At 71.4% G+C, this 11,680-nt stretch carries 12 protein-coding genes; 5 read left to right on the forward strand and 7 right to left on the reverse strand.

Features of this window, described 5'->3' with window-relative positions; translation table 11 throughout:
- The first annotated feature begins 30 nt into the window (after positions 1 to 30).
- From IDM40_RS11205 to IDM40_RS11215, 3 genes are read left to right on the forward strand one after another with little or no spacing between them, the layout of a single operon-like run.
- The gene (locus tag IDM40_RS11205) at positions 31 to 681 is read left to right on the forward strand and encodes a succinate dehydrogenase cytochrome b subunit (RefSeq protein WP_328806999.1); all 651 of its coding nucleotides are present in this window, start codon (positions 31 to 33) and stop codon (positions 679 to 681) included.
- Complete coding sequence (locus IDM40_RS11210; RefSeq protein ID WP_193121894.1) at positions 682 to 2,628, forward strand: fumarate reductase/succinate dehydrogenase flavoprotein subunit; 1,947 nt, start codon at positions 682 to 684, stop codon at positions 2,626 to 2,628. It abuts the gene before it with no gap.
- Complete coding sequence (locus tag IDM40_RS11215; RefSeq protein WP_193121895.1) at positions 2,625 to 3,371, forward strand: succinate dehydrogenase/fumarate reductase iron-sulfur subunit; 747 nt, start codon at positions 2,625 to 2,627, stop codon at positions 3,369 to 3,371. Before IDM40_RS11210 ends, IDM40_RS11215 begins: the two co-directional genes overlap by 4 nt.
- Before the next feature lie 68 nt (positions 3,372 to 3,439).
- Here IDM40_RS11215 and IDM40_RS11220 read toward each other — a convergent pair whose 3' ends face one another.
- The 7 genes from IDM40_RS11220 to IDM40_RS11250 all read right to left on the reverse strand — a co-directional run bounded on the left by IDM40_RS11220 (position 3,440) and on the right by IDM40_RS11250 (position 7,203).
- Positions 3,440 to 3,838, reverse strand: coding sequence for a type II toxin-antitoxin system death-on-curing family toxin (locus IDM40_RS11220; protein WP_193121896.1), 399 nt, complete (start codon positions 3,836 to 3,838; stop codon positions 3,440 to 3,442).
- On the reverse strand, positions 3,835 to 4,035 hold the full coding sequence (locus IDM40_RS11225) for an Arc family DNA-binding protein (RefSeq protein ID WP_193121897.1): 201 nt from the start codon (positions 4,033 to 4,035) through the stop codon (positions 3,835 to 3,837). Before IDM40_RS11225 ends, IDM40_RS11220 begins: the two co-directional genes overlap by 4 nt.
- Before the next feature lie 125 nt (positions 4,036 to 4,160).
- Positions 4,161 to 4,802 (reverse strand): GNAT family N-acetyltransferase, encoded by a 642-nt coding sequence (locus IDM40_RS11230; RefSeq protein WP_193121898.1) that lies wholly within the window; start codon positions 4,800 to 4,802, stop codon positions 4,161 to 4,163.
- A gap of 113 nt (positions 4,803 to 4,915) precedes the next feature.
- A complete protein-coding gene (locus IDM40_RS11235) occupies positions 4,916 to 5,545 on the reverse strand; it encodes a GNAT family N-acetyltransferase (protein WP_193121899.1) in 630 nt (209 codons plus the stop codon).
- Between the two features lie 83 nt (positions 5,546 to 5,628).
- Positions 5,629 to 6,357, reverse strand: a complete 729-nt coding sequence (locus IDM40_RS11240) for a TrmH family RNA methyltransferase (RefSeq protein ID WP_193121900.1) — start codon at positions 6,355 to 6,357, stop codon at positions 5,629 to 5,631.
- 21 nt (positions 6,358 to 6,378) lie between these two features.
- Positions 6,379 to 6,768: a hypothetical protein gene (locus tag IDM40_RS11245; protein ID WP_193121901.1), complete on the reverse strand. Its 390-nt coding sequence runs from the start codon at positions 6,766 to 6,768 to the stop codon at positions 6,379 to 6,381.
- A gap of 36 nt (positions 6,769 to 6,804) precedes the next feature.
- Positions 6,805 to 7,203, reverse strand: a complete 399-nt coding sequence (locus IDM40_RS11250) for a DUF3054 domain-containing protein (protein WP_193121902.1) — start codon at positions 7,201 to 7,203, stop codon at positions 6,805 to 6,807.
- A gap of 648 nt (positions 7,204 to 7,851) precedes the next feature.
- Between IDM40_RS11250 and IDM40_RS11255 the strand changes: the two genes are divergently transcribed.
- Positions 7,852 to 9,612, forward strand: a complete 1,761-nt coding sequence (locus IDM40_RS11255; protein ID WP_235997500.1) for a serine/threonine-protein kinase — start codon at positions 7,852 to 7,854, stop codon at positions 9,610 to 9,612.
- A gap of 103 nt (positions 9,613 to 9,715) precedes the next feature.
- Positions 9,716 to 11,623, forward strand: a complete 1,908-nt coding sequence (locus tag IDM40_RS11260; RefSeq protein ID WP_193121903.1) for a serine/threonine-protein kinase — start codon at positions 9,716 to 9,718, stop codon at positions 11,621 to 11,623.
- The last annotated feature ends 57 nt before the right edge of the window (positions 11,624 to 11,680 follow it).

An 11,680-nucleotide genomic window follows, 5' to 3' on the forward strand; every position in this document is an offset into this window, starting at 1 on the left:
AAGAAGCGGTCTACGGCCTACGGGTCCACGGTGGCGCTCAAGTCAGCGATGGCTGTCACCGGTGCGGTCCTCGTGCTGTATTTGATCGCGCACATGTACGGCAACCTGAAAGTCTTCTCGGGCCAGGAGGCCTTCGACGGCTATGCCCACGGCCTCCGCGAGCTGGGCTACCCGTTGCTGCCCGAAGAAGGATTCCTGTGGGTCTTCCGCCTCGTCCTCCTGGCGAGCGTCCTGATCCACATCTACTCCGCGGCGGTCCTGACGATCCGCGCGCGCAAGGCACGCACGCAGCGTTATGTGGTGACGAAGCGGGTGCAGCGCACCTACTCCTCCTACACCATGCGGTGGGGCGGCGTGCTGATCGCGCTCTTCGTCGTCTTCCACATCCTGCACCTGACGGTGAACGCCATCGCTCCGGGCGGTGCCTCCGACAGCCCTTACGAGCGGCTCGTCAACGGCTTCCAGCCCGAGTTCTGGTACGTGACGCTCTTCTACGTCGCGGCCGTCATCGCCGTGGGCTTCCACCTGCGGCACGGCATCTGGAGCGGGATGGCGACGCTGGGCCTCAACAAGGCGAGCCGCCAGGGCAAGATCAACGCTGCTGCAGTGGGCATCGCGCTGATCGTGACCGTCGGCTTCCTGCTTCCGCCGCTGGCGGTCACCTTTGGACTGGTGGGTTAATTGTCTGAGAACGACCTTTACATCGAGGGCGCCCCGATCCGGGACGAGAAGGCCCCTGAGGGGCCGATCAACGAGCGCTGGGACAAGCGCCGTTTCTCGGCCAAGCTGGTCAACCCCGCGAACCGGCGCAAGCTCTCCGTCATCATCGTCGGGACCGGCCTGGCCGGTGCCGCCGCCGCCGCGACCATGGGCGAGGCGGGCTACAACGTCACCTCGTTCTGTTACCAGGACAGCCCGCGGCGCGCGCACTCCATCGCCGCGCAGGGCGGTATCAACGCGGCGAAGAACTACCGCAACGACGGCGACAGCATCCACCGGCTGTTCTACGACACCGTCAAGGGCGGCGACTTCCGTTCGCGCGAGTCGAACGTGTACCGCCTGGCCCAGACCAGTGTCGAGATCATCGACCAGTGCGTCGCCCAGGGTGTGCCCTTCGCGCGTGAGTACGGCGGTCTGCTCGACAACCGCTCCTTCGGCGGTGTGCAGGTCTCGCGTACCTTCTACGCGCGCGGCCAGACGGGTCAGCAGCTGCTGATCGGCGCCTACCAGGCCCTGGAGCGGCAGATCGCCGCCGGCAGCGTCCAGATGAACACCCGGCACGAGATGCTCGAGCTCATCATCTCCGAGGGCAAGGCCCGCGGTGTGATCGTGCGCGACATGCTCACCGGTGAGATCGAGACGCACTTCGCCGACGCCGTCGTCCTGGCGACCGGTGGTTACGGGAACGTCTTCTTCCTGTCCACCAACGCCATGGGCAGCAACGTCACCGCGACGTGGCGTGCGCACCGCAAGGGCGCGCACTTCGCGAACCCGTGCTACACGCAGATCCACCCGACCTGCATCCCGGTCAGCGGCGACTACCAGTCCAAGCTGACCCTGATGAGCGAGTCGCTGCGCAACGACGGCCGCATCTGGGTTCCCAAGGAACACGGCGACAAGCGCGACCCGCGCGAGATCCCCGAGGACGAGCGCGACTACTACCTGGAGCGCAAGTACCCGGCCTTCGGCAACCTCGTGCCGCGTGACATCGCCTCCCGCGCCGCCAAGAACGTGTGCGACGAGGGGCGCGGTGTCGGCTCCAGCGGTCTGGGTGTGTACCTGGACTTCGCCGACGCCATCGGCCGCATGGGCCGCGACGCCGTCGAGGCCAAGTACGGCAACCTCTTCGACATGTACCAGCGCATCACCGGCGAGAACCCGTACGAGGTTCCGATGCGCATCTACCCGGCGGTGCACTACACCATGGGTGGGCTGTGGGTCGACTACGACCTGCAGAGCTCGATCCCGGGCCTGTTCGTGACCGGTGAGGCCAACTTCTCCGACCACGGCGCCAACCGCCTGGGTGCCAGCGCGCTGATGCAGGGTCTGGCGGACGGTTACTTCGTCCTGCCGAACACCATCAACGACTACCTGGCGAGCGGCCCGTTCGAGAAGATCGACGAGAGCCACCCGGACGCGCAGGCGGCCAAGGAAGAGGTCACCTCCCGGATCGACAAGCTCCTGTCCATCCAGGGCTCCCGCACCGTCGACTCCTTCCACAAGGAGCTCGGCCACATCATGTGGGAGTACTGCGGCATGGAGCGGACCGAGGAGGGCCTGCGCAAGGCCATCGAGCTCATCCGCGACCTGCGCAACGAGTTCTGGCGCGACGTCAAGGTGCTCGGCACCAACGACGAGCTCAACCAGGCCCTGGAGAAGGCCGGCCGTGTGGTCGACTTCCTCGAGCTGGGCGAGCTCATGTGCATCGACGCCCTGCACCGCCGCGAGTCCTGCGGCGGACACTTCCGCGCCGAGAGCCAGACCGAGGACGGCGAGGCGCTCCGTCACGACGACGAGTTCGCCTACGTCGCGGCCTGGGAATTCGGCGGCGATGACAGCAAGCCCGTGCTCCACAAGGAGAACCTGGAGTACGAGTACGTCGAGATGAAGCAGCGGAGCTACAAGTGAACATCACTCTGCGCGTATGGCGTCAGAAGGGCCGTGACGACGAGGGCCGGATGGTCACCTACAAGCTCACGGACGTCTCGGCCGACATGTCCTTCCTGGAGATGCTCGACGTTCTCAACGAGAAGCTCACCCTGGAGGGCGAGGAGCCGGTCGCGTTCGACCACGACTGCCGCGAGGGCATCTGCGGTGCGTGTGGTGTCGTGATCGACGGCGAGGCGCACGGTCCGGAGCGCACGACCACCTGCCAGCTGCACATGCGCAGCTTCAACGACGGCGACACGATCACCGTCGAGCCGTGGCGGGCCAGCGCGTTCCCGGTCGTCAAGGACCTGGTCGTGGACCGCGGTGCGTTCGACCGCATCATCCAGGCGGGCGGCTACATCAGCGCCCCGACGGGTACCGCGCCGGACGCCCACGCCAACCCGATCCCGAAGCCGGACGCCGACCGCGCGTTCGACGCCGCGACCTGCATCGGCTGCGGCGCCTGCGTCGCGGCCTGCCCGAACGCCTCCAGCATGCTGTTCACCGCCGCCAAGGTCACGCACCTGGGCATGCTCCCGCAGGGCCAGCCCGAGCGGGCCGCCCGCGTGGTGCAGATGGTGAACCAGCAGGACGAGGAGGACTTCGGTGGCTGCACCAACATCGGTGAGTGCGCCGCGGTCTGCCCGAAGGGCATCCCGCTGGACACGATCTCCCAGCTGAACACCGACCTGCTCGGTTCGCTCAGCAAGGGCGTCGGCTGACACCGGCACCCATAGGGACACGACGAGGGCCGCGCCCCCTGCGGGGGACGCGGCCCTTCGTCATGGCCTCACTCGGTTGTGCTCAGAAGTGTCCTCAACTCTGCAGCGATCGTAGGGACGTCCATGATTTCTCCGGTGGTCACGGAGATGACCAGGTCGTAGGAGGCGTCGGTCGGCGCAGCTCCCGTTTTCGTGCCATTGAGGCGGAGGAAGGTCTTGGCCGCGACCCAGGCCAACCTCTTGTTCCCGTCGTTGAGCGGGTGCCCGATGAGGAGCGACTGCATGAGGGCAGCTGCCTTCTCCCAGAGGTCCGGGTAGGCGTCCTCCCCGAACGCGGTCGTCTGTGGCCGGACCATGGCTGACTGGAGCTGGCCGGGGTCCCTGAGCCGGGTGGACGCGGGCAGCGCGGCTTCGATGACGGCCAGCAAATCGTTCCTGGTCAGGTAGCGGACCGCCTCGCCGCTCACTCCGCGAGCCTTGCGAGAAGCTCGGCGTCCTCGCGCGCGATCTCGCCGGCCAGATCGCTCACCTGTTTCGTCTGCCGTCGGTCCAGGTAGTCGGAGATGGCGGTGACGGCCTCCGAGTTGGTGCTTGTACCGTCCTCGTCGGCTGCTGCCTTGAGGCGTGCATGCACGTCTTCGGGCAGGCGCAGGTTCATGTTCATGGCCCGATGGTACCGATCTTTGATACCAAAAAGTGGTGGATCGGCTCGAAGTTTCGAGCCCGCTCTGACGAGGGCCGCGCCCCCTGCGGGGGACGCGGCCCTTCGTCATGGTCGGCCGGGCAGGATCAGCCGGCGGGGCGGAGCATGCTGTAGGTGGTCGGGGTGCCGGTCTCGTCCATCACCTTCGTGACCCGGAACCCGTAGCGCTCGTAGAAGTCGAGGTTGTCGGCGTTCATCGTCTCCAGGTGGACGGGCACACCGTCGGCGTCGGCGCGCTCCAGGCCGGTGCGCATGAGCGCGGAACCCACCCCGGTGCCCTGGGCGACCGGGTCGGCGCCCACGGCCGCGAGGTACCAGTGCGGCTCGAGCGGGCGCGCGTCGCCCACGCGCGCGAAGAAGCGGGAGACCTCCGGCAGGCGGGACGCACCGATCATCCCCGCCAGGTGCGGCAGGCTGCGCAGCAGGAACGAGGGACGGGACTCCGCTTCGTGGCCCGGGGCGTCCCACCAACCGGCCCCGCGCACGACCGGCCGCGGCGGCGGTTCCACGAGGTCCTCGACCACGTCGACGACGCCGTGCGGAACGTAGGCGAACCCGGCGAAGACCGCGTGGAACCGCAGGGTGCGGGCCCGACGCGTGATGACGTCCGGGAACAGCCACTGGTACAGCGGGTCGTCCCAGAAGGCGCGGCCGAGGGACCGGGCCACACCGGGCACGTCCTCCATCGTCGCCGAACGTACGGTACGGGCCGGCGCTTCGGGGCTCATGAACGGCACCTCTCAGGCGTGGGGATCGTGCCCTTCATGGTAGATCAGCCCAGGTCAGCGCCGTGCGGCCGTGGTTTCCGCGCGGTGCGCCGGGACCGGTGCGTCGTCGCAGCTCACCCGCGCCGGAGGAAGTGTGTCGTGCCGTCCTCGAGGTGGTCGACCTCACGGACCACCTCGAAGCCGAAGCGCTCGTAGAACCCGACCGCCTTGTCGTCCATCGTCTGCGTGAAGACCGGCAGCCCCTGGCCGTCGGCGCGGTCGAGGCCCTCGGAGAGCAGGGCGCCGCCGACACCGGTTCCGGCCACGGCGGGGTCCACACCCAGGGCGGCGAGGTAGAGGTGGGGCTCCTGCGGGGCGGCCAGTTTCCACTCCGCGAAGACCCGGACGAACGGGCTGATGCGGCCGCGTCCCAGCAGCGGGCCCCAGTGCGGCCACAGGCGGGGCGAGACGAGCGGGCCCTCCGGGTTGCTCTCCGGCGGTGCCCACAGGGCCGCGGCCCGGACCACGGGTGCGCCGGCGGTGGACCCCACTGACTCGGTGACGCGGGTGTCGCCGTGGGGGACGTAGCCGAAACCCGCGGCCATGGCGTAGAAGCGGCGGATCTTGGCCATGCGGGTCTGCTCGTCGGGGAACAGCCATCCGAAGAGCGGGTCTCCGTGGGTCGCCCGGCTCAGGACTCGGGCCACCGAACTCACGTCGTCGGTCGTGGCGGGGCGGGCGGACGCGGGCACGGTGGCGCTCATACGGGCCTTTCCGGTTCGGGGGTGGACGCGTTCGGGGGACGCGCCCATCTTAGATCACGAAGGTGTCACGGAAGGCGCGGGTGTCACGACAGGGTCGGGTACTCCGCGTGTCCCGTGCCCTCCGTGCGCAGGATCGGGCCGTCGACGGGCTGGTCGTACACGTGCGCGCGCACCCAGGCGTGCATGGCGATGGCTGCCGCCGCGCCGGCGTTGATGGAGCGCGTCGACCCGAACTGGGCGATGGAGAGCACCGCCTCGCAGTCGCGGCGCGCCTCCTCCGACAGCCCAGGCCCCTCCTGCCCGAACACGAGCACGACCGACCGGGGCAGGGGGTGGCTCTCGAGCGGCACGGCGCCCGGAAGGTTGTCCACGCCCACGAGCGGGATCCCGCGTTCGTGCGCCCACTCGAGCAGGGCCGCGGTGTCGGGGTGGTGGTGCACGTGCTGGTAGCGGTCGGTGACCATCGCACCGCGCTTGTTCCAACGCCGGCGGCCGACGATGTGCACACCCGCGCAGTTGAACGCGTTCGCGGTGCGCACCACGGAACCGATGTTGAAGTCGTGCGACCAGTTCTCCACCGCGATGTGGAAGGGGTGGCGCACCGTGTCGAGGTCGGCCACGATCGCCTCGCGCCGCCAGTACCGGTACCGGTCGACGACGTTGCGGCGGTCGCCCTGTGCCAGGAGTTCTGGGTCGTAGTGCTCGCCCTCGGGCCAGGGGCCGACCCACGGGCCCACACCGACCTCACGGGCCTCGTCCTCACCGTTGGCCGTGGGGATCGGGTCGCTCCCGGGCGCGGGTCGTTCGTTCATCACATCCAGCTTACGGACAGCTCAGAGCCGTACGTCACCGTCGATGTCCCGGGCCTGCACGACCCGGGCGCGGCCGGAGACGTCGCCGTGGATGGTGTTGGTGACCGACCCGCCGGTTCCGGGCTCCGCGGCGCGGCGGAGTTCGGCCATGAGGCGGGCGATCTCGGGGTCCTCCTGCTCGGCGCGGTGCAGGTGGACGGCGACCTTCTCCAGGGCGGCGGTGTCGTCGCTCTCCACACGCGCGTCGTCGAGCGCCTCCTGCGCCTCGGGGGTCCCGCGGAAGCGCGCGAAGACCCGCTTGCACAACTCCTTGAAGGAGGTGATCGTGTCGTCGGTCGCGGTCTCGCTGATCTTCTGGACGGCGCCGGTGGCGAGGGCGGTGACGATGGCGATGCCTGCCGGGTCGGACACGGTCTCCTCCAGGGGGTCGGGGGTTCGGGTCGGGGGTCAGCCCACCCCAGTCTGCCCGGAAAGTGTGGCCCTGTGGCGCCTGCGGGAGATCAGGTGTGCGATCGCCCGCCACCCGAGGAGGGTCACGGCGAGGAACGTGGCGGTGACCACGACGAAGCTCGTCGGGGCCCCCTCACCCGTGAGCAGGCGCAACACCATGCCGCCCGCGACCGTGATCGCCCAGATGAACACACCCGATGGCCAGATCCGGACAGGGGTGCGCCAGGCGAGGGTGACGGCCCAGCCGAGGACCAGCCCGCCCAGGAACGGCCAGGCGGTGCCCGCGACCGCGGCGACGGCCGTCCCGGTCTCGTGGTCGATCTTGCCGACCACGACGAAGACGAGCACACACAGGAGATCGGCCGCGAAGGCGAGCGGCGCCGCATACGAACGCATACGCCCAGGCTAGGACCCCTCCCGCGGAGCCCCGCCCCGGGGTCGGTGTGCTCTGCGAGCCGTTCCCGAAGGGAGGGGGCGGACCGCTCGTGCCCGGGGCCGTCCGGGCTCTCCGGCTGCGCCGGAGGGCGTACCGACCTGTCCGGAGCGGAACAAGGACGGCATGCGCTGCCGGTGGAGGTTCTGAGGGCTGGGGCCTGGGCCGGGTGCTGCTGGGCTCCACCCGGTCCGACGTGGACGACACGGCCTCACGGGAACCTTCGGCGAGTGGCTTCGACCTCGCCGCGGGGTCGGCGGGGCTCTGCCCGGCCCGACACAGGTGGCGGGCATGGGGGACGCTTCCGGCGAGCGGGCTCGGGCCCGGCGGACCCGACGCGGTGGTACGGCCCTCCGGGCCGTGCCCGAGGGGGTACGGGATGCTCGGGCCGGTGGTGTGGCCGGGGTGGAGGGCAGCGTCCTTCCGGACCGGGCTGCTCCGGCGGGGCCGGTCGGCGCCTGACCGGCGGAGAGCGCCGACAGCATGCGCGGTCCTTGCCGATCTCCGGGGCGGGTGAGGTGAACCGATCGGGCCGCGGGTACATCCGAGTGTTCGGGCGTCCCACCCGGCGCTCCGACCATCCGGACCACCTGTGAGAGAACGGCAGCGGCATGACCCCTCCTCCGCATCCCTCGGGAACCCCGCTCCCCGCCGACCCGCCCATGCCCCCGGGCCTGGCCGCGCCGGAACCCGGGGAGCCGCGGCGGATCGGTGCGTTCCGGGTGGCCGGGCGCCTGGGCGCGGGCGGCATGGGTGTGGTGTACGCGGCGTTGGACGACGCCGACCGGCGCGTGGCGGTCAAACGTGTGCACCCGCCCTTCGCCGGGGACGAGGAGTTCCGGGCCCGCTTCGCCCGCGAGGTCGCGATGGTGCGGCGGGTCCGGGCCGCGTGTGTCCCCGCTTTCGTGGGCGCCGACACCCGCGCCGACGTCCCGTGGCTGGCCACCGAGTACGTTCCGGGCCCGACGTTGCGCGAGCACGTGCGCGACCGGGGACCGCTGACGGGGCCCTCGCTGGTCGCGTTCGCGCTCGGGGTGGCCGAGGCCCTCTCGGCGATCCACGCGGTGGGTGTGGTGCACCGCGACCTGAAGCCGGGCAACGTGATCCTGTCGCCGGCCGGGCCGAAGGTGCTGGACTTCGGGATCGCCCGCGCCGTCGAGGAGACCGCGCTGACCCGAACGGGCGGGCTCGTGGGCACCCCGGGCTGGATCTCGCCCGAGCAGTACCGGGGGAGCCCGGCGAGCGACCGCTCCGACGTCTTCGCCTGGGCCGGGCTGGTGTGCTTCGCCGCCCTCGGACGCGGACCGTTCGGCAGCGGGAACACCGACACCCTGGTGGCCCGGGTCCTGGACGATCCGCCGGACCTGGGCGGCGTCCCCGGCCCGCTCGCGGTGCTCCTGGAACGCGCCCTGGCCAAGGACCCCGACGCACGCCCCGGCGCCGGCGAACTGCTGAGCGCGGCCTCCGAACTCCTGCCCGAAGGGGCCGGCGTCCGCACCGACGGCGGCGGTGTCGACGCCACGGCCGTGATGCACGGCGCCTGGTCGGCCCCCGACGCGGTCGACGACGGAACCGGGGCCTGGGCCGCCCACGCCCCGCCCCGGCGACCGTGGGTCCGCCGCCACGGGAGAGCCCTGTCCATCGGCGCGGGCGCGACGGCGCTCGCCGTTCTGGTCGGCGGGGGCGCGTTCCTCACCCTGCAGGGCGGCAGCGGCGAGCCCGAACCGCTCCCGCAACCCGGTGAGAACGGGGGCGAGGCGGCCGACACCGCCGGGATCCCCGAGGACGTGCCCGAGGAGTACCACGGCCTCTACACCGACGGCACGGTCGAGGTCGCGGCCGACGGCGGGGGAGAGGACGACGGGGACGGCGCCACCGTGGTGCACTCCCTGGCCCCGGCCGACGGCGGAGGCGAGGGCCTGGACCAGGTCCGCATCACCTTCGACGAGGTCTCCTACGGCGAGTTCGGGATGGTCATCGTCGGGGCCACCGCCGAGTACCTGCCGGACTTCGGGGAGTTCACCCTGCACAGCGACGCGTTCGGCGCCCTGGCCACGATCGGGGACGGGGCCGAGGTGCAGCCCGAGTCCCCGGACAGCCCCGGCGCCCTGGCCCGGCTCGACCCGTCCACACCCTCCGAGACCTTCACCGTCGTGTTCCGCACCAACGGCGTCGACCCCTTCAGCGCCGTGCTGTACGCGCCGGAGGAGGTCCGGGACGGGGACGGGCAGTGGCCGGTCGACGCACCCGGCGCGTTCTGCCTGCCCGAGCCGGACGCCGCCGACCTGACGGTGTTCGAACCGCACGACGGGACCCTGACCGACGGGGTCCCGGCCGACAGTTGCGCCTACGACCCGCAGGGCGGTGCGTGACCGACCCCCGCCGCCCCCGACGGTCGGCCCCGCGGCGCTCCGCCCGCGAGTGACGCCCGACGCCCGCCCGACGACCCCCTCCACACACCGAAAGGCCCCAGCCATGAGCTCCCACAACCCCCCGTTCGCCCGCGACCGCCTGCCCGACGGCGTCAAGGGCCCCGGCCCCGACGACCCCGACCGGATCGGCGCCTACGAGGTCGTCGGCCGCATCGGTGCCGGCGGTATGGGCGCGGTCTACGCCGGGCTCACCGCCGAGGGCGCCTGCGCCGCCGTCAAGGTCATCCATCCCCAGTACGCCACCGACCCCGAGTTCCGGTCCCGTTTCGCCCGTGAGGTCGACCTGGTCTCGCGCGTGCGCGCCACCTGCGCGCCCGGGTTCATGGGCGCGGACGTGCACGCGTCGACGCCGTGGCTGGCGACCGAGTACGTTCCGGGCCTGACCCTGCGCCAGTACGTGCGCACCCACGGCCCGCTCACCGGCGGGGTGCTGACCGCGCTGGCGGCCGGTCTGGCCGAGGCTCTCGTGGCGATCCACGCGGTGGGTGTGGTGCACCGCGACCTCAAGCCGGGCAACGTGATCCTGGCCCCGGACGGCCCCAAGGTGCTGGACTTCGGCATCGCCCGCGCCGCCGAGGAGACCGCGCTCACCGCGACCGGCGGCCTCGTCGGGACCCCCGGCTGGGTGGCGCCCGAGCGCTACCTCGGCCAGGACGCCACCGGGCGCTCCGACATGTTCGCCTGGGGCGGGCTCGTCGCCTTCGCCGCGACCGGGCGCGACCCCTTCGGCCGCGGGGCGGTTGACGCGGTCACCCACCGTGCCCGCCACGAGGAACCGGATCTGGACGGGGTGCCCGATGACCTCCTCCCGCTGGTCCGCCGGTCCTTGGCCAAGGAAGAGGCGGAGCGCCCGGCCGCGGAGCAGGCCCTCGCCGAGCTGACCGAGGGGTGGAACGCGACCCGCGTCCAGCCGGTCGTGGCCGAGCAGCCCACCGAGGTCGTGCCCGCCCTGCTGGCGAGTGAATGGCGGGGCATGTCCGCACCTGCCGCCCGCCGGGTCCGCCGCGGCCCGCACCCGCTCGTGTGGGCCGGCGCCGCGGTGGTGCTCGTCGCCGCCCTGGTCGCCGGGCTGCTCTACGTGCGCCCCGGACTTCTGCCCGGGGGCGGCGGGGACGAGCCCGAGCCCGGTCCCGGCGGGGACGGCGGGAACACGGCCGAGGACGACACTCTCGCGGTCGAGTCCGACCCCGAGAACGGGGCAGCCGTCGTGTCGGAGGCGGTCGAGCTCATCGAGTCCGCCGACAGCGGCGAGGCGGTCCACCAGTTCACGGGTGTGCCGCCGGCCAACTACCACACCACTTACCGCTTCACCTCCGACCCCGAACCGGTGCGCGAGACCGCTTCCCAACAGGGTCCGACCGACCACGAGCGGTTGGAGGTCGGCGAGGACCCCGACCCGGCGGACTTCCTGTACCGGGTGATCCCCCAGCACGACACCATCGCGGGCGACGCCCAGTGGTTCCGCGACCCGTCACGCGACGAGGGGTACCTGGGCGGCGACAACTTCTACAAGGACTTCGAGACCGTCGCGGAGGCCGACGACCTCACCTACGAGGGCGAACAGGAGGTGACCAGCGGCGACGAGCCCGAGGTCGAGGGCATGGACATGGACCTGAGCGGCCGCAGCGGCCATTACTACACCGGCACCTTCACCGAAGGGCGGGCGATCGACGCCGAGGGTGCCGAGGTCGAGGAGGAGGTCGAGTTCGGCCTGTGGATCGACGACGAGGGGTACCCGCTGCGGTACGAGCGGATCATGGAGTCCGGCGGGCCCGACGAGGCGGTGCCGGAGCTCGACATCCCCGCCGACGCCATGGGTGAGCAGGTCTTCTTCGTGCAGTTCGGTGAGCCCGTGGAGATCGAGGTGCCCGACGAGTCCGAGGTCGGTGAGCCCCCGGAGTCGGGGATCCCGGGCGGGGAGGGAGCGCCGGAGACCGAGGAGACGCCCTAGAACCGAACGCCGCACCCACGCGTCCGACAGGACGGACCCCCTGCCCCCGAGTGACCG

Source organism: Nocardiopsis coralli (assembly GCF_014892575.1).
GTDB classification, from domain to species: domain Bacteria; phylum Actinomycetota; class Actinomycetes; order Streptosporangiales; family Streptosporangiaceae; genus Nocardiopsis; species Nocardiopsis coralli.

Coding starts and splice junctions, on each gene's coding strand:
- IDM40_RS11260 (WP_193121903.1), top strand. CDS start 9,716: ATGAGCTCCCACAACCCCCCGTTCGCCCGCGACCGCCTGCCCGACGGC.
- IDM40_RS11225 (WP_193121897.1), bottom strand. CDS start 4,035: ATGAACATGAACCTGCGCCTGCCCGAAGACGTGCATGCACGCCTCAAG.
- IDM40_RS11235 (WP_193121899.1), bottom strand. CDS start 5,545: ATGAGCGCCACCGTGCCCGCGTCCGCCCGCCCCGCCACGACCGACGAC.
- IDM40_RS11250 (WP_193121902.1), bottom strand. CDS start 7,203: ATGCGTTCGTATGCGGCGCCGCTCGCCTTCGCGGCCGATCTCCTGTGT.
- IDM40_RS11230 (WP_193121898.1), bottom strand. CDS start 4,802: ATGAGCCCCGAAGCGCCGGCCCGTACCGTACGTTCGGCGACGATGGAG.
- IDM40_RS11255 (WP_235997500.1), top strand. CDS start 7,852: ATGACCCCTCCTCCGCATCCCTCGGGAACCCCGCTCCCCGCCGACCCG.
- IDM40_RS11240 (WP_193121900.1), bottom strand. CDS start 6,357: ATGAACGAACGACCCGCGCCCGGGAGCGACCCGATCCCCACGGCCAAC.